The 15,970-nt window shown below is 73.6% G+C and carries 17 protein-coding genes and 1 pseudogene; 13 read left to right on the top strand and 5 right to left on the bottom strand.

Annotated elements, in window-relative coordinates; translation table 11 throughout:
- The first annotated feature begins 14 nt into the window (after positions 1-14).
- The gene (gene ccrA / locus ACZ6EG_RS05795) at positions 15-1,244 is read left to right on the top strand and encodes a crotonyl-CoA carboxylase/reductase (RefSeq protein WP_356611649.1); all 1,230 of its coding nucleotides are present in this window, start codon (positions 15-17) and stop codon (positions 1,242-1,244) included.
- Between the two features lie 98 nt (positions 1,245-1,342).
- Entirely contained in the window at positions 1,343-1,537 is a 195-nt protein-coding gene (locus ACZ6EG_RS05790; RefSeq protein WP_053126211.1) for an antitoxin, read from the top strand.
- Between the two features lie 54 nt (positions 1,538-1,591).
- Here ACZ6EG_RS05790 and ACZ6EG_RS05785 read toward each other — a convergent pair whose 3' ends face one another.
- Genes ACZ6EG_RS05785 through ACZ6EG_RS05775 form a run of 3 tightly spaced genes read right to left on the bottom strand, consistent with a single transcriptional unit; the run spans position 1,592 to position 4,304 of the window.
- Entirely contained in the window at positions 1,592-2,539 is a 948-nt protein-coding gene (locus ACZ6EG_RS05785) for a 4'-phosphopantetheinyl transferase (RefSeq protein WP_469601894.1), read from the bottom strand.
- Positions 2,536-4,020, bottom strand: a complete 1,485-nt coding sequence (locus ACZ6EG_RS05780) for a class I adenylate-forming enzyme family protein (protein ID WP_391969105.1) — start codon at positions 4,018-4,020, stop codon at positions 2,536-2,538. Before ACZ6EG_RS05780 ends, ACZ6EG_RS05785 begins: the two co-directional genes overlap by 4 nt.
- Complete coding sequence (locus ACZ6EG_RS05775; protein ID WP_356610034.1) at positions 4,020-4,304, bottom strand: acyl carrier protein; 285 nt, start codon at positions 4,302-4,304, stop codon at positions 4,020-4,022. Before ACZ6EG_RS05775 ends, ACZ6EG_RS05780 begins: the two co-directional genes overlap by 1 nt.
- 335 nt (positions 4,305-4,639) lie before the next feature.
- On the opposite strand from ACZ6EG_RS05775, the gene paaA reads away from it, so the two are divergent.
- Genes paaA through ACZ6EG_RS05730 form a run of 9 tightly spaced genes read left to right on the top strand, consistent with a single transcriptional unit; the run spans position 4,640 to position 12,249 of the window.
- The gene (gene paaA / locus ACZ6EG_RS05770; protein ID WP_469601890.1) at positions 4,640-5,650 is read left to right on the top strand and encodes a 1,2-phenylacetyl-CoA epoxidase subunit PaaA; all 1,011 of its coding nucleotides are present in this window, start codon (positions 4,640-4,642) and stop codon (positions 5,648-5,650) included.
- A complete protein-coding gene (gene paaB, locus ACZ6EG_RS05765; RefSeq protein WP_391968783.1) occupies positions 5,647-5,958 on the top strand; it encodes a 1,2-phenylacetyl-CoA epoxidase subunit PaaB in 312 nt (103 codons plus the stop codon). The genes paaA and paaB overlap by 4 nt, the downstream gene beginning before the upstream one ends.
- A 58-nt stretch (positions 5,959-6,016) precedes the next feature.
- Positions 6,017-6,757, top strand: a complete 741-nt coding sequence (gene paaC, locus ACZ6EG_RS05760) for a 1,2-phenylacetyl-CoA epoxidase subunit PaaC (protein WP_391969104.1) — start codon at positions 6,017-6,019, stop codon at positions 6,755-6,757.
- Positions 6,754-7,266: a 1,2-phenylacetyl-CoA epoxidase subunit PaaD gene (gene paaD / locus ACZ6EG_RS05755; RefSeq protein ID WP_391968782.1), complete on the top strand. Its 513-nt coding sequence runs from the start codon at positions 6,754-6,756 to the stop codon at positions 7,264-7,266. The genes paaC and paaD overlap by 4 nt, the downstream gene beginning before the upstream one ends.
- A gap of 8 nt (positions 7,267-7,274) precedes the next feature.
- Complete coding sequence (locus ACZ6EG_RS05750) at positions 7,275-8,444, top strand: 2Fe-2S iron-sulfur cluster-binding protein (RefSeq protein WP_391968781.1); 1,170 nt, start codon at positions 7,275-7,277, stop codon at positions 8,442-8,444.
- 60 nt (positions 8,445-8,504) lie between these two features.
- Positions 8,505-9,281 (top strand): SDR family oxidoreductase, encoded by a 777-nt coding sequence (locus tag ACZ6EG_RS05745; RefSeq protein ID WP_391968780.1) that lies wholly within the window; start codon positions 8,505-8,507, stop codon positions 9,279-9,281.
- A gap of 25 nt (positions 9,282-9,306) precedes the next feature.
- A complete protein-coding gene (locus tag ACZ6EG_RS05740) occupies positions 9,307-10,155 on the top strand; it encodes a tryptophan 2,3-dioxygenase (protein ID WP_391968779.1) in 849 nt (282 codons plus the stop codon).
- Entirely contained in the window at positions 10,145-10,993 is an 849-nt protein-coding gene (locus tag ACZ6EG_RS05735; protein ID WP_391968778.1) for an alpha/beta hydrolase family protein, read from the top strand. Before ACZ6EG_RS05740 ends, ACZ6EG_RS05735 begins: the two co-directional genes overlap by 11 nt.
- Positions 10,990-12,249 (top strand): kynureninase, encoded by a 1,260-nt coding sequence (locus tag ACZ6EG_RS05730; RefSeq protein ID WP_469601882.1) that lies wholly within the window; start codon positions 10,990-10,992, stop codon positions 12,247-12,249. Before ACZ6EG_RS05735 ends, ACZ6EG_RS05730 begins: the two co-directional genes overlap by 4 nt.
- Positions 12,250-12,348: 99 nt before the next feature.
- On the opposite strand, the gene ACZ6EG_RS05725 is transcribed toward ACZ6EG_RS05730, so the two are convergent.
- The gene (locus ACZ6EG_RS05725) at positions 12,349-13,062 is read right to left on the bottom strand and encodes a TetR/AcrR family transcriptional regulator (RefSeq protein ID WP_391968776.1); all 714 of its coding nucleotides are present in this window, start codon (positions 13,060-13,062) and stop codon (positions 12,349-12,351) included.
- Positions 13,063-13,195: 133 nt separating this feature from the next.
- Between ACZ6EG_RS05725 and ACZ6EG_RS05720 the strand changes: the two genes are divergently transcribed.
- Positions 13,196-14,419 carry a saccharopine dehydrogenase family protein gene (locus ACZ6EG_RS05720; protein ID WP_391968775.1) on the top strand — a complete coding sequence of 408 codons (1,224 nt, stop codon included), beginning with the start codon at positions 13,196-13,198 and terminating at the stop codon, positions 14,417-14,419.
- A gap of 71 nt (positions 14,420-14,490) precedes the next feature.
- Here the strand turns inward: ACZ6EG_RS05720 and ACZ6EG_RS05715 are convergent.
- A pseudogene (locus ACZ6EG_RS05715) lies at positions 14,491-14,781 on the bottom strand (Crp/Fnr family transcriptional regulator); the annotation flags it as partial.
- A gap of 482 nt (positions 14,782-15,263) precedes the next feature.
- Between ACZ6EG_RS05715 and ACZ6EG_RS05710 the strand changes: the two are divergent.
- On the top strand, positions 15,264-15,725 hold the full coding sequence (locus ACZ6EG_RS05710) for an SRPBCC family protein (RefSeq protein ID WP_391968774.1): 462 nt from the start codon (positions 15,264-15,266) through the stop codon (positions 15,723-15,725).
- Positions 15,726-15,970 lie beyond the last annotated feature (245 nt).

The raw sequence follows: 15,970 nt of genomic DNA, 5'->3' as shown, positions 1-15,970 counted from the left end.
TGAGGAGAGCCAGCGTGAGAGCGACCCAAGACCTCTACGAACTCGGCGACGCGCCCGACATGGGCACCGCCCCACGGAAGATGTACGCCTCGCTCATCCGTCGCGAGCGTTACGGACAGCCCGTCGACGCCTTCCGGACCGAGGTGGTCGACGTGCCGCCCGTGGGCCGCGGACAGGTCCTGGTGAAGGTGATGGCCGCCGGGATCAACTACAACAACGTCTGGGCGGCCCTCGGTTCGCCCCTCGACGTGATCGCCGCCCGGCAGAAGGCGGGCGCCACCGAGGACTTCCACATCGGCGGCTCCGACCTCTCCGGGATCGTGTGGGCGGTCGGCGAGGACGTGCGCGGGGTGCGGCTCGGCGACGAGGTCGTGGTCCTCGCCAACCGCTGGGACGAGAGGGCCGAGGACGTCCGCCTCGGAGCGGACCCCACCTGGTCCGCCGGCCAGCGGGTGTGGGGGTACGAGGAGAACTACGGCTCCTTCGCCCAGTTCGCGGTCGTCGACGACTACATGTGCCACCCGAAGCCCGCCCGGCTCTCCTGGGCGGAGGCGGCCTGCTACATGGCGACCGCCGCCACCGCCTACCGTCAGCTCTTCGGCTGGCCCCCGCACACGGTGCGCCCCGGTGACCCGGTGCTGATCTGGGGCGGCGCCGGCGGCCTGGGCTGCATCGCCATCCAGCTCGTCCGACACGTCGGCGGCATCCCCGTCGCGGTCGTCTCCAGCGAGGAACGCGGCGAGTTCTGCCTCAAGCTGGGCGCCGAGGGCTGGATCGACCGGCGGGACTTCGATCACTGGGGACGGCTGCCGGACACCTCGGACGAGGAGGCGATGGGCCGCTGGCTCTCGGGCGCCCGCGCCTTCGGCCGACGCCTGTGGGACGTGCTCGGCGAGCGGCGCGGCCCGCGCATCGTGCTGGAGCACTCCGGCGCCGACACCGTCCCCACCTCCCTGTACCTGTGCGACAACGGCGGCATGGTCGTCCTGTGCGGCGGCACCACCGGCTACAACGGCGACGTCGACCTGCGCTTCCTGTGGATGCGGCAGAAGCGCCTGCAGGGGTCGCACGTCGCCACCGCCCGGGAGGCACGTGAGGTCACCCGGCTCATCGACCAGGGCATCATCGATCCCTGCCTCTCCCGGACCTTCGACTTCGACGAGATCGGCCTCGCGCACCAGCTCATCCACGACAACCGGCACCCGGCCGGGAACATGGCGGCGCGAGTGGGGGACCGGATGTGAGGTCCGCTGTGGCGGCGCGCCGGACGGGGTGGTTCGCACACCGCCTGAGGGGTACCTGCGGCCGGGAACGGCATACGCACGATCCCGGGAGGTACCCCATGGGCAAGCTGGGCGAGATGATGACCAAGGCCAAGCAGATGGCCAAGGGCCACCCCGACCAGGCCGACAAGGGCGTCGCGGGGGCCGAGCGAACGGTCGACCAGCGCACGGGGGGCAAGTACGACGCCCAGACCGACAAGGCCGCCGACGCCGCGCGGCGCTCCTACCGTGACGGCGGCCCTGCGGGCCGCTGAACAGGAACGGCGGGCTGCCGCCCCGGTGCGATGCGCCGGGGCGGCAGCCCGTGCTCAGTCGTGGGCGCCCGCCCGGCCGAGGACGTAGCTGAAGACCCCGGCCCCGACGCGGACCACCCGCACCCGCACGGCGTGGGCGGGGTGCGCGCGCAGGCGCACGAGCAGGGCGTCTCCCGACGGGCACACGCGCAGATCCCGCAGGCTCCCCGCCGACCAGGGCGGAGGCTGTCCCCCGGGGACCGTTCGACGCCGGCCCCCGGGCCCGTCCCGGTGCCGGCCGTTGTCCGGCGCGGCGGCCGGGTGCTCGCGGCCGGGCCTTGCCTGGCGCTCGTGCGGACGCCGGGCCCGATGCCCGTCGACCGGCTCGGCCTGGCGGCCGTTCAGAGGCCCGGTCTGTTGATCGTCGACCGGCCCCGCCCGGTGCCCGTTCACGGATCCGACCTGGCGCCCGTCTCCGGGCACGGCCAAGGCCTTCCACGCGGCCTCCTTCGCGGAGAACAGCGCGGTGACCGACCAGGTCGTGCACGCCGGCCGGGCGGGAAAGCGAGGCAGCTCCTCCTGCTCCTCCTGGCCGAGGAGCACCTCCTCGTCGGCCCGCAGCACCAGCCGTGCCGCCGCGCGGGGGAGGGGCCGCAGCTCCAGGTCGCAGCCGAGCGGCACGGCGGTCCCCGGCGGGCGGGCCACGGCGACCGCGACGCCCGCGCTGTGCGAGATCGACGCCGCCCGGCCGGGCGGGAACACCGGCAACCGCCCCGAGCGGGGTATCTCACCGCAGTCCAGACCCACTGCGCGCAACGCCCGCCGGGCGGCCCGACGGCCCGCCAGGAACTCCAGCCGGCGGCGTGCCGGCATCGCCGCCGCCGCGGCCGCCTCGGCAGGCCCCGCCGGTTCCGGACAGGGCTCCGAGACGGCCGCGACACCCAGACCGAGCCCAGCGGCGGCCAGCAGCGGACGCAGTTCGGACAGCGCCCGTTCCGCTGCCGGGTGACCGCCGCCGCTCACACCCGCAGCAGCTTCTTGATGATCTTGCCGGCGGGGTTGCGCGGCACCTGCTCGATGAACTCCACCCGCCGCGGACGCTTGTAGGGCGCGAGGAGCCCCGCGACATGCGCGAGGAGGGCCGCCGTTCCCAGCTCCGCGTCCGGCTCGGGGACGACGTACGCCAGCGGCACCTCGCCGTAGTCCTCGTCGGGCATGCCGACGACCGCCGCGTCCCGGACCGCCGGGTGGGACATCAGGGCGCGCTCGATCTCCGAGGGGTAGACGTTCTGGCCCGCCCGGATGATGACGTCCTTCGTACGGTCCACCAGGCTGATGCGACCCTCGTCGTCCATGAAGCCGAGGTCGCCCGTCCTGATCCAGCCGTCGGCCGTGATCTCCCGGGTGGCCTCCGGGTCGTTCCAGTAGCCCTGCATGACACCCGGCCCGCGCACCACGATCTCGCCGATCTCACCGGGCGGGAGTTCCCGGCCGCCCCCGTCCACCGCGCGGGCCGACATGCCGGGCACGACGCGTCCGCACGGGATACGGGCGGCGACGTCCCCGGGGGCGGGGTGTTCGTCGGGGCCGAGGGTGACGAACGGGCCGCCCACCTCGGTCATGCCGTACACCTGGCGGAAGCCGCAGCCCAGCCGTTCGACCGCCTCGGCGTACACGTCGAGCGGCATCGGCGCGGCGCCGTACAGGACCTCTCGCAGGCTCGACAGGTCGGCGCGCCGGGACGCCTTGGCCTGGAGCATGAAGCGCAGCATCTGCGGCACCAGCCACATGTGGGTGGCGCCGTGCCGCTCCACCGCGGTCAGCGCCCGCTGCGGGGTGAAGCCGGGCATCAGCACGACCGTCGCGCCGGCCGCCAGATAGGTCAGGGACACGACCATGCTGCCGTGGTACAGCGGGCAGCAGTTGACCATGACGATGTCGTCGGTGGGCCGGGCCATCACGAGCCAGCCGAGGGCGATCGCCCGGAACGACCCGCTGTCGACGGTGACGCCCTTGGCCTGTCCGGTGGTCGCCGAGGTGTGCAGCACGGCGATCGGGTCGGTGTCGGCGACGTCCGGCAGGTCCCGGTCGGCGGCCAGAGTGCCCAGCGCCGTGAAGGAGGGTTTGTCGAGGGCCAGCCTGATCCGCACCGACGACGGCAGTTCGGGATGTCGGTCCAGCAGGTCCGACTCACCGATGACGGCCACCGCCCCGACGCGCTCGACGATCCCGGCGACCTCGGGCTCGGCCAGGCTGTGGTTGAGCGGTACGAACAGTGCCCCGAGGCGGGCGAGCGCGAAGTAGCTCTCAAGGACCTCGATCCGGTCCTTGGAGAGTACGGCGACCCGGTCACCCCGCTCGATGCCCAGTTCGGCCAGCCCGCGCGCCAGTTCCAGGGTGCGGTCGTGGAACTCGGCCCAGGTGACGCTGCGTTCCTCGTCCACCAGTGCGGTCCGGCCGGGCCGGCACTGCCGGTTGCGCTCCAACAGCTGTGTCAGCCACATCACGCACCGCCGCTCGCACCGGCGGCACCGCCGACACCTGCCGTGCCACGCGTCCCGGCGGGGGCGTGCTCGGCCACGAAGCGCTCGTAGTCGGCGATCGTGTGCAGCCCCTCCATGTCCTCGGCGGTGATCTCCACGCCGAGCCGCTGCTCGACCAGCAGCACGAGGCGCACGAGGTCCCCGGAATCGATGCCGCTGGCGGCCAGGTCGACGTCGGCCCCGATCCGGTCGGCGTACTCGGCCGTGCCCGTGAGTTCGACCAGCAACTCCCTGATGGTGCTCATGGTTTCCCCTTTCGCCTCGGCGTGCCGGCCGCCGCGGTTCTCGAATGACACCCCCTCAAGAGGCGGAAGCGGCACCGTTCCACTCCCCGGGCCGACCCGTGAGCTTTGTCACGCGCCCGAACCTCGCGTCACGGGGATAGCCGGGCCGCCCGCCCGGCCTCTTACCGCAACGAAACGATCCGTTCCGCCCGGCCCCCTCCGGCCGGACGCGGGCGGTCACGAGGCGAAGGAGTGATGCGAGTGCCCAGGCAGCCGGTACGGGGCCGGGCCCCGGGGCGGGGCCCGACGCGCCGCGCCACCACGGCCGCCGGCGCCGGACACGCGGGCGGCGCCCGATGACCGCGCCGACCCTCGCCGGTACCGCGGACGACCAGGAGGCGCTCGCGCGCTTCGAGGCGCTCGTCGCCGACGGCGGGACGATCGAACCGCGCGACTGGATGCCCGACGGATACCGCCGCATGCTCGTCCGCCAGATCGCCCAGCACGCCCACTCCGAGATCATCGGCATGCAGCCGGAGGGCGCCTGGCTCACCCGTGCCCCGTCCCTGCGGCGCAAGTCGGTGCTCATCGCGAAGGTCCAGGACGAGGCCGGCCACGGCCTGTACCTGTACTCCGCCGCCGAGACCCTCGGCGTGGACCGCGCCGACCTGCTGGACGCCCTGCACCGCGGCCGGCAGCGTGCCTCCGCCACCTTCAACCACCCCGCGCTCACCTGGGCCGACACCGGCGCCATCGCCTGGCTGACGGACGGCGCCGCCGTCATCAACCAGGCGCCCCTGTGCCGCACCTCGTACGGACCGTACGCCCGCGCCATGCGCCGCGTCTGCCAGGAGGAGGCCTTCCACGTACGGCAGGGCTACGACCTGATGCGCGCCCTCTGCGAAGGGACCCCCGAGCAGAAGGAGATGGCGCAGGACGCGGTGAACCGGTGGTGGCTGCCGGCCGTGGCCCTGATGTTCGGTCCGCCCGACACCGAGGCGGACGGCGCCGACGCGCGGACCGCCGCGCTGGGCGCCGCCGTCTCCCGCCGCGCGAGGACCTGGGGCATCAAACGCCACACCAACGACGAGCTGCGCCAGCGCTTCGTCGACACGTGCGTCCCGCAGGCCGAACGCCTCGGCCTCACCCTGCCCGACCCGGCGCTCCGCTGGAACGAGGAGCGCGGCCACTACGACTTCACGCCCGTCGACTGGAACACCTACCGCGAGGCACTGGGCGACGACACCCACTGGTCGCGGCAGCGCGTCGCCCACCGCCGGGCCGCCCACGAGGACGGCGCCTGGGTCCGCGAGGCCGCCGCCGCGTGCGCCGCCCGGACGGACAGGGCGGAAGGGGAGGACGGATGAGCGGGGCACGGGAGGGCGCTCCGGCTTCCTGGGAGGTGTTCCTGAGGGGACGCCGGGGCCTGGCCCACCAGCACGTGGGATCGGTGCGCGCGGCCGGCCCGGACGCGGCGCTGGCCGCGGCCCGCGACCTGTACACGCGCCGGGGCGAGCCGCTCTCCCTGTGGGTGGTCCGTTCCGACGCCGTGCACGCGGCCTCCCCGGACGAACGCGACCCGTACTTCGCGAGCGCCCGGCACAAGCCGTACCGCTACCCCGAACACTTCGCACCGCTGACCGAGGAAGGCCCCGAAGGTGAGCACCACCAGTGACGTCAGGGGAGTGCGCCCGGACCTCCCGCCGGACCAGCCCTCCTGTTCCGCCGCCGACCTGTCCCTGCACCTGCTGCGTCTCGGCGACGACGCCCTCGTCCTCGGACAGCGCCTGTGCCAGTGGATCACCCGCGCGCCCACCGTCGACGAGGATCTGGCCCTGTCCAACATCGCTCTCGACCTGATCGGCCACGCCCGCGCCCTGTTCACCCGCGCCGGAGCGCTCGACGGGAGCGGACGCACCGAGGACGACTTCGCCTACGCCCGCTCGGACCGTGAGTTCACCAACGCCCTGCTCACCGAACTCCCCAACGGGGACTTCGCGATGACCGTGGCCCGGCAGCTCGCCTACACCCACTACGCCGTCCTCTTCTACGAGGCGCTCGCCCACAGCGCCGACACCGAACTCGCCGCGTTCGGGTCGCGCGCCGCCAAGGAGGTCGCCTTCCACCGGATGCACGCGGACCGCTGGACGGTGACGCTGGGACGCGGCACCGAGGAGAGCGCCCGCCGGATGCGGCACGGCCTGGAGCGGGTGTGGCCGTACACCGGCGAACTCTTCGAGGAGGACGCGGTGCTGCGCCGCCTGGCCGCCTCCGGTACGGCGCCCTCCCCGGCACCGCTGTACGAGACGTGGCTGCGGCAGGTCACCGCCGTCGTCTCGGAGGCGGGACTCACCGTGCCCACGCCCACCTGGTCGGCCAGGGGCGGCCGTGCGGGCCTGCACACGGAGGAGTTCGGACCGCTGATCGCCGAACTCCAGTCCGTGCGGCGCCAGTTTCCCGGAGGCACCTGGTGAGCGGGTCCGCGCCGGCCGAGGTCCGGCTCTCCGCCTCGGAGGTGCGCGAGAGGGTGCGGGCCCTCCCGGACCCGGAGCTGCCGGTGATCGGTCTCGGCGACCTCGGTGTGGTGGGCGCCGTCGCCCCGGGCACCGACGGTGTGCTGGAGGTGGAGATCACGCCCACCTATCTGGGCTGCCCCGCGCTGCCCGAGATCACGGCCGCGGTACGGGAGGTCCTGATCGCCTGCGGCCACCCCGAGGGCCGCGTACGGCAGGTCCTGGCCCCGCCCTGGACGACGGACCGCATCACCCGCGAGGGCCGGCGCAAGCTCGCCGCGCACGGCATCGCACCGCCCGTGTCCCCGGCCCCCGACGGCGCGGTCCCCGTCGAACTGGCCGGTGTGCCCTGCCCGCGGTGCGGCTCCCGGGCCACCCGGCCGCACAGCCCCTTCGGCCCCTCCCGCTGCCAGTCGGTGCTGTGGTGCACGGCGTGCCGTGAGCCCTTCCCCCACATGACCGCGCTGTGAGGCACACCGTGAACACCGCCACCATCACGTCGTCCGTCCCGACGGCCGCCCCCTCCCACCGCGTGCGCCGCCACCGGCTCCGCGTCACCGAGGTCCGTCACCTCACCGTCGACACCGTGGCCGTCACCCTCGACGTCCCCGACGCCCTGCGTACCGTCTTCACCCACCGCCCCGGCCAGCACGTCACCGTCCGGCGTCCCGAGGCCGGCACCGAACCGCACCGCAGCTACTCGATCAGCCCGCCCCCGCACGCCCCCGACAGGCTCCGACTGGTGATCAGGCGCGGCCGCCCCGACGGCTTCGGCGTCCACGCCGCCACCCGGCTCACTGCCGGTGACCACCTCGAACTCTCCCCGCCCACCGGCGCCTTCGCCCTGCCGGCGCTGCCCGGCGCCCACCACGTCCTGTTCGCGGGGGGCTCCGGCATCACGCCGCTGGCTCCGATGGCCGCCCACGCGCTGCGCCACGACCCGGCCTGCCGCGTCACCCTCGTCCACTCGGTGCCCACCTCCGCAGACGCCTTGCTGGCCGACGAACTGGCCGAACTCAAGGACGAGTTCGTCGACCGGTTCACCGTCCTGCACGTGCTGACCCGCGAGGACCGGGGAAGGGGGAGCGACGGCCCGCTCGCGCGGCGGCTCGACGCGGCCGGACTGTGCCGCCTGCTGACGGCCCTGGACGCCGACCCCGGCCCCGGCACCACGTACGCCCTGTGCGGTCCGCCCGGGCTCGTCGACACCGTGCGGGGGGTCCTGGCGGACCGGGGCGCCGATCCCGCACTCGTCCGCCGAGAGCTCTTCACGGCGGCCGGCACGGCACCGCACCCCACGGGGGCGCCCGGGGGAGCGGTACGCGCGCCCCGGTCCCCGCGGGCACCCGGACGGGCACAGGAAGCGGGTTCGGCCCGGGTCACCGCCCTGCTCGACGGGCGCCGCCGCGACGCCACCGTCCTGCCGGGCGACACGGTCCTCCTCGACGCGCTGCTGCGTGCTCACCCCGATGTGCCGTACGCGTGCCGCGAGGGCGTGTGCGGAAGCTGCCGCGCCCGAGTCGTCGCCGGTCAGGTGGCAGCGGACCGCCAGTACGCCCTGGACGACCGCGACCGTGCCGCCGGCTACACGCTCGTCTGCCGGGCCCGCCCCCGCACCCCCGAGGTCGCCCTCGACTTCGACGCCTGACCCGCACCCCACCCGCCTCGCCCACCCACCTCCATGACCACTCACCCAAGGAGCCCCACGATGACCACCGCCGCCCGCCACGACGGAAAGACCGCCCTGGTCACCGGGGGCAGCCGCGGCATCGGCAGAGCCGTCAGCCGCCGCCTGGCCCGCGAGGGCGCCCTGGTGGCGGTCCACTACGGCCACGATCTGACGGCCGCCGAGCGGACCGTCAAGGAGATCGAGGCCGACGGCGGCCGCGCCTTCCCCGTGCACGCGGAACTCGGCGTCCCCGGCGACGCCGACACCCTGTGGTCCGCCTTCGACCGGGCCCTGGCCGAGCAGGACGCGCCGACGGGACTGGACATCCTCGTCAACAACGCGGGCATCACCGTCCCCCGCCGCATCGCCGACGTCACCGAAGCCGACTACGACCGGGTCTTCGCGGTCAACACCAAGGCACCGTTCTTCATCATCCAACGCGGGCTGGACCGCCTGCGCGACGGCGGCAGGATCGTGAACATCTCCTCCGTCGCGACCCGCGTCGCCTTCCCGCCGATCGTCTCGTACACCATGACCAAGGCCGCCCTCGACTACCTCACCCTCGCCCTGGCCCAGGAGCTGGGCCCCCGAGGCATCACGGTCAACGCCGTCGCCCCCGGCTACACCGAGACGGAGATCAACCCCACCCTCGCCGTCCCGGAGATCCGCCGCAGGTACTCGGAGGCCTCCACGTTCGGCCGGCTCGGCGACCCGGTGGACATCGCCGACGTCGTCTCCTTCGTCGCCAGCGACGACGCCCGCTGGGTCACCGGCCAGTGGATCGACGCCTCCGGCGGCGCGCACCTCGGTGTGTGACCCGAACGCACCCCTAGGAGAAGCGATGAACGACAGCACGACCACACTCGGCGAGCCGGTGACGGACGACGCCCTGACCCGCCCGTTCCCCGGTGCGAGTCCCTACGACACCTACGTGCACGCCTCCGTCCTCAACTCCCTCCAGCAGCCGCTCACCGAGGCCCCGGACGAGATGGGCTTCCTCGTCACCACCCAGGTGATGGAACTCTGGTTCACCCTGATCGTGCACGAGTGGCGCACGGCACGGGTGGCCTTCGCCAAGGACGACCTGCCCGCCGCCCTGGACGCCCTGACGCGCAGCCGCCGCGCGCTGACCGCCCTGGGCGGCGCCTGGGCACCCATCGCCGCGCTGACCCCCGCCCAGTTCAACGGCTTCCGGGCCGCGTTCGGCAAGGCGTCGGGCTTCCAGTCGGCGATGTACCGGCACATGGAGTTCCTCCTCGGCGACAAGTCGTCCAGGCTGCTGCGCGCCCACCGGGGAGACCCGGCCGTCCACGAGGCGCTCGCCGAGACCTACCGGGAACCGTCCCTGTACGACGAGGTGCTGGCCTACCTCCACCGACAGGACCTGCCCGTCCCGCGCCACGTCCGCGAGCGCGATGTGACCAGCCCCTACACGAGCGACCCGGGAGTCGTGGAGGTGTGGCGGCGCGTCTACGCCGGGCCCCGGCACCATCCCCACCTCACGCTCGGCGAATCGCTCACCGACATCGCCGAACTCGTCACCCGCTGGCGGTTCGAGCACGTCCTGGTCGTCCGCCGCGCCATGGGCGCCAAACCGGGCAGCGCCGGTTCCGCCGGGCTCACCTGGCTGGAGCAGCGGGCGGCCCGCCCGGTCTTCCCCGAACTGTGGGAGGCGCGCGGTGACGTCTAGGGCCATCTCCGCCTTCGCGGCCGAGGAGGAACAGCGCGTCCTGAGCCTGAAGCCGGTGCTGGCCCCGGCGCACGGCCGCTACGGTGACCACCCCCACCAGTCCTACGACGCCTGGCCGTCCGACGACCCCGACGCTCCGCTGGTGATCCTGCTGCACGGCGGCTACTGGCGCTATGACCGGATGCACCTGACCCCGTTCGCGGCGTACCTGTCCCAGCAGGGCTTCGACGTGCTGCTCCCCGGCTTCCGGCGGTCCGGCGGCGCCGGCGGCTGCCCCGAGACCTTCGACGACGTCGCCCGCCTCGTGGACACCCTGCCCGAAGGGCGACCCTACGTCCTGGCGGGCCATTGCTCCGGCGGCCACCTGGCGCTGTGGTGCGCCGCCCGGGGCCTGCTGCCGCCCGGCTCCCGCTGGCACACGCGCACCCTGCCGACGAGCGTGCTCGCCCTCGCACCGCTCACCGACCTCACCGCCACCCGCCGCGACCGCCTCAGCGACGACGCCGCCCTCCAGCTCCTCGGGGGCGAGGAGCAGTTCGAGAAGTGGCTGCCCGAGGTCGACCCCCTGACCCTGCTGCGCGACGCCGGCACCACCGGTGTGCCCACCGTGCTGCTGCACGGCACTGCCGACGAGGAGGTCCCGCTCAGCCAGTTCAGCGACTACGCCGCCGTCCACCGGGACCTGCGGAGGGTCGTCCTGCCCGGCACCGGCCACTACACCCTCATCGAGCCAGGAGCCCCCGGTGCCCGCGCGGTCGCCGACACCCTCCGGGAGATGGCGGCCGCCTTCCCCCCGGGGCGCCCCGGCCGCGCGGGCGAGGAGGCCGCACGCCGATGACCACCGCACCCTCCGTGCCCGCCGCCCTGTACGAGCGGGCCGCGCGACTCGACGCCGACGACGCCCTGGCTCCCCTCCGCGCCCGCTTCCTTCTCCCACCGGACGTCGTCTACCTGGACGGGAACTCCCTGGGCCCGCTGCCCGCCGCCGTCCCGGCCGCCCTCGACGACGTGGTCGGGCGCCAGTGGGGCACCGGGCTCATCGGCTCCTGGAACGCCGCCGGATGGTGGGAGGCACCCCTGCGGGTGGGGGACACCGTCGGCGCGCTCATCGGGGCCGCGCCGGGGCAGACCGTGGTGGGCGATTCCACCAGCGTGCAGCTGTTCACCGCGCTCGACGCCGCAGCCGAGCTCCGTCCGGACCGCCCGCTGCTGGTCACCGATCCCCGGCACTTCCCCACCGACCGCTACCTGGCCGACGCGGTCGCCCGCCGCCGGGGCCTGGAGGTGCGGCGGGTCCCACCGGCCGCTCTTCCGCGCTTCCTCGCCGCCGAGGGCCACCGGGTCGCCGTCGTCAGCTACGCGCCCGTCGACTTCCGCACCGGCGAGCTGTACGACATGCGGACGCTGACCGGGGCCGCCCACGACGTCGGCGCCCTCGCGCTGTGGGACCTGTGCCACGCGGCCGGCGCCCTGCCCCTCGACGTCGACGCCCTCGGCATCGACCTGGCCGTCGGCTGCGGCTACAAGTTCCTCTCCGGTGGCCCCGGCGCACCCGCCTTCCTCTACGTGGCGCACCGCCACCACGCCTCGCTGCGGACTCCGTTGCCCGGCTGGACCGGTCATGCCGACCCGTTCGGCCTGGCCGACGAGTACACGCCCGCCTCAGGCATCGCCCGCGCCCGCATCGGCACCCCGCCGATCCTGTCCCTGCTCGCCCTCGAAGCGGCCCTCACCGCCTTCGAGGGCGTCGACCTGACCCAGGTCCGCGCCAAGAGCCTTTCCCTGACGGACTACTTCCTGCGTTGCGTCGACGAACTCCTCATCCCTCTGGGCTTCACCTCCGTCACTCCGGCCGAGGCCGGCCGCCGCGGCAGCCAGGTCAGCCTTCGCCACCCCCACGCCCGTGCACTGGTCGTCGCCCTCGCCGATCACGGCGTGATCGCCGACATGCGCGCACCCGACCTGCTGCGCTTCGGCGTCAACGCCCTCTACACCAGCCACCGCGACCTGCTCACCGCCGCGCTGCGCCTGCGGGACCTCACCCGGCGGGCCGCCTACGACCCCGCGCCGCCGACCGTGGGCGCGGTGACCTGACGGACGCCCCGTCGTCGGGCGCGTCGAGGGCGTCGAGGGCGCCCGGGCGGCGGAGCGGTCGGCGAGGTGGCCGCGCGGGTGCGCGGCGACGACGGCGGCTCATCCGGCCGCCGGCGCCACCGCCAGTTCGGCGGCGATGGCGTTGAGCAGGGTGTCCAGGACCACCGGGTACGCGCTGTGCGGCATCCGGGCCGCGAGCCGGCCGGCCGTCGCGGCGATGTTCGGGTGGGTGGCGGCGGGCAGCCGGGCGTAGAGGGAACCCCACATGTTCTCGTCGGCCTTGCGGGCCTCCTCGGGCAGCGCCAGTGAGCCGGCGTCCAGCGCGGCGAAGGCCAGGGTCAGGTCGATGAAGGCGTGGTAGAAGCGGACGGCGGCCCGGTCCGCGAGGCCGGCGCCCCGCAGCAGGCCCAGAATCGCCTCGTCCACGGCGATCTCACGGGCCCGCCCGCTCACCCGGCTCGCGGTGAGCACGGCGGCCTGGGGGTGGGCGAGGTAGGAGGAGTGGAGGGCCAGGCCGAGGGAGCGCAGGTCCCCGCGCCAGTCGCCGTCCGCAGCCCATCCGTCCAGCGCCCGTCCCATCAGCTCGTTGCCGATCGCCCGCGCCAGGTCGTCCATGCCGCCGAAATACCGGTAGACCGTGCTCGGGTCGGCCCCGAGCGCCGCGCCCAGGCGCCGGGCGGTCAGCCCGCCGGTGCCGTGTTCGCGCAGCACCCGCAGCGCGGTCTCCACGATGAGCGACTCGGAGAGCACCGCGCCCTGCCGCGTCGGCCTGCGCCTGCGCCGCGCCTCCTCCGGCACCACCTTCTTGGGCATCGGCCGCTCCCCTTCCGCCATCGCGGCGAACCACCGCGAGCCTTATGCCAACAAGGTTGACCTTAAAGCAGGGCCCGCTGTTGCATCGACACCACTACGGAGGCGACCGCCTCCGGTACGAAAGGTGTCAGTCATGCGAGTGCTTCTCGTCGGCGCGGGCGGTGTCGGCGGCGCCGTCACCCGGATCGCGGCCCGCAGGGAATTCCTGACGCACATGGTCGTGGCCGACTACGACCTCTCCCGTGCACAGGCGGCGGTCGAGGCACTGCCGGGGCAGGAGGACCGGTTCAGCGCGCTGCGCCTGGACGCCTCCGACGAGGAGGCGGTCCGCCGGACCCTCACCGCGCACCGGTGCGACGTCCTGCTGAACGCGACCGATCCGCGTTTCGTGATGCCGCTGTTCCGGGCCGCCCTGGCCGCGGGAGCGGACTATGTCGACATGGCGATGTCGCTGTCCGCTCCGCACACCTCACGGCCGTACGAGGAGTGCGGGGTGAAGCTCGGCGACGCGCAGTTCGAGCTGGGCGAGCGCTGGGCCGCGTCGGGACGCCTGGCCCTGGTGGGCATGGGCGTGGAACCGGGCCTCTCCGACGTCTTCGCCCGCTACGCCGCCGACGAGCTCTTCGACGAGATCGACGAGATCGGCGTCCGTGACGGCGCCGACCTCACGGTCGAGGGCTACGAGTTCGCCCCCTCCTTCAGCATCTGGACCACGATCGAGGAGTGCCTGAACCCGCCCGTGGTCTACGAGAAGGAGCGCGGCTGGTTCACCACCGCGCCGTTCAGCGAGCCGGAGGTGTTCGACTTCCCCGAGGGGATCGGGCCGGTCGAGTGCGTCAACGTGGAGCACGAGGAGGTCCTGCTGATCCCGCGCTGGGTGGACGCCCGGCGCGTCACGTTCAAGTACGGCCTGGGCGACGACTTCATCGCCCGGCTCAAGACGCTCCACGAGCTGGGCCTGGACTCGACCGCCAAGGTCACCGTGCCGGGCGAGGACGGACCGGTGCGGGTCTCCCCGCGCGACGTGGTGGCCGCGTGCCTTCCGGACCCGGCGACCCTCGGCGACCGGATGACCGGCAAGACCTGCGCCGGCACCTGGGTGACCGGGTCCAAGGACGGCCGGCGGCGCGAGGTGTACCTGTACCACGTCGTCGACAACCAGTGGTCGATGCGCGAGTACGGTGCGCAGGCCGTGGTCTGGCAGACGGCGATCAACCCGGTGGTCGCCCTCGAACTGCTCGCCACCGGCGTCTGGTCCGGCCGAGGCGTCCTCGGCCCCGAGGCCCTGCCGGCCCGCCCGTTCCTGGACCTGCTCACCGAGTACGGGTCCCCCTGGGGCCTGCGCGAAGAGGCGTGAGCCGCGGGAGGCGGTCTGCCGACGTCCCGCCCGTCGCGGGGGCCGGGTGCCTGGGAGGACCCGGCCCCCGCGTGGATCCGGTCGGCGGGGCCGCCCCGCTCGACGAGGACCTCTCCCGCCGCGAAGTCACGCTGCGTGCAGCGGTCGGCGAGGGCGGTGAGCACGTCGACGTCCTCGAATCCGCGCAGGACGGCCAGCTCGGTGAGTTCCCGGGGGATCACCCGGACCGTGGCGGGTGATCCCCTGCATCTGCGGCGCGGACTTGGTGGTGGTGGCGAGGTTGCGGGCGGCTGCGGTGCTCAGGGACTGCTGCGGCGCCCGGGGTGTGTGGTCCGAGCTTCCGGGACGCTGTCGACGGACATCGGCGGGCCTTCTCCCAGCGCGGTGGGTCGTCCGGCGCACACGGGTGCAGCGACCGGGAGACAGCGAGGGGTGGGCAACGAGCGGGCGGGATCACGGTGATCCGTCCACACGGCGAAGCTCGCGGGTGAACTGGCCTCATCCACCAGGGGGACGGGGTGCTTACCTCGAAGCGATGACAATCGGTGGAATGCGGTCTATCGGTCCGCTGCGCGTCAACGTCCGTCCGCGGCTGCCGAGACCGGCTGTCCAGGCCGGCTGTCCAGGCCGGCTGCCCGGACCGGCTTCCGGCCGGGCCACGGCGACGGTCACCGCCCCCCGGTGCGCGGCGAGAGGGCCGCCAGGGTGAGGAGCCGACGCGGTCGAGCCGCGTCGAAGACGGACGTTAGGCACGTGATCCTCGGGTACTCGCTCTGCGTGCCAAGGCCACAGGCTGGTTGCCGGCCTTGGCCGTGACGAGTTGAGCAGAGAGGGAGGTTCCCGAATGAGCATGGTCAAGGAAGCCGTGGACGTCGAGGTTCCGGTGCACACCGCCTACAACCAGTGGACACAGTTCGAGGAGTTCCCGCACTTCATGGAGGGTGTCGAGGAGATCAGGCAGCTCGACGACCGCCGTAGCCACTGGACCACCAAGGTCAGCGGGGTGAAGCGCGAGTTCGACACCGAGATCGTCGACCAGCTTCCCGACGAGCGCATCACGTGGCGCACCACCACGGGGGACACGAAGCAGAAGGGCACCGTCAGCTTCCAGCGCCTGGACGACACGCACACCCGGGTCGAGCTCGTCATGGACGTCGAGCCCACCGGTGTGGCGGAGAAGACCGGTGACATGCTGGGTGTGATCGACCGGCGGGTGAAGGGCGACATGCAGCGCTTCAAGGAGTACATCGAGGGCCGCGGCGGAGAGACCGGCGCTTGGCGCGGCCGCATCCGGCCCGGTGGGTGACCTCTTCCGCTCGCTGAGGTGAAGTGCTGCCGGCGCAGGTGACCGCACGCGCCGGAAACGCCGACGCCGGCCCGCACCCCGCTGGGGGTGCGGGCCGGTCCGCGTCGGTGAGCCGCGGCGGTCTCTTCCGTGCCACTTCTATGATCACCAAGGGAACCCCAACTCGCGGGCGCCACACAGACGTTCGCTCTGGGTGCTTCTGCTGCTCGCCCTGTCCCTGCTGCTGACCCGACGTCAGCGCCTGC

It is taken from the genome of Streptomyces sp. NPDC041968 (genome assembly GCF_055589025.1).
The sequence above is the reverse complement of the archived record's forward strand: the minus strand, read 5'-3'. Positions and strand labels throughout refer to the sequence as shown.

Coding starts and splice junctions, on each gene's coding strand:
- ACZ6EG_RS05780 (WP_391969105.1), bottom strand. CDS start 4,020: ATGTGGCTGACACAGCTGTTGGAGCGCAACCGGCAGTGCCGGCCCGGC.
- ACZ6EG_RS05730 (WP_469601882.1), top strand. CDS start 10,990: ATGACCACCGCACCCTCCGTGCCCGCCGCCCTGTACGAGCGGGCCGCG.
- ACZ6EG_RS05720 (WP_391968775.1), top strand. CDS start 13,196: ATGCGAGTGCTTCTCGTCGGCGCGGGCGGTGTCGGCGGCGCCGTCACC.
- paaB (WP_391968783.1), top strand. CDS start 5,647: ATGAGCGGGGCACGGGAGGGCGCTCCGGCTTCCTGGGAGGTGTTCCTG.
- ACZ6EG_RS05775 (WP_356610034.1), bottom strand. CDS start 4,304: ATGAGCACCATCAGGGAGTTGCTGGTCGAACTCACGGGCACGGCCGAG.
- ACZ6EG_RS05745 (WP_391968780.1), top strand. CDS start 8,505: ATGACCACCGCCGCCCGCCACGACGGAAAGACCGCCCTGGTCACCGGG.
- ACZ6EG_RS05790 (WP_053126211.1), top strand. CDS start 1,343: ATGGGCAAGCTGGGCGAGATGATGACCAAGGCCAAGCAGATGGCCAAG.
- ACZ6EG_RS05725 (WP_391968776.1), bottom strand. CDS start 13,062: ATGCCCAAGAAGGTGGTGCCGGAGGAGGCGCGGCGCAGGCGCAGGCCG.
- ACZ6EG_RS05710 (WP_391968774.1), top strand. CDS start 15,264: ATGAGCATGGTCAAGGAAGCCGTGGACGTCGAGGTTCCGGTGCACACC.
- paaA (WP_469601890.1), top strand. CDS start 4,640: ATGACCGCGCCGACCCTCGCCGGTACCGCGGACGACCAGGAGGCGCTC.
- ACZ6EG_RS05740 (WP_391968779.1), top strand. CDS start 9,307: ATGAACGACAGCACGACCACACTCGGCGAGCCGGTGACGGACGACGCC.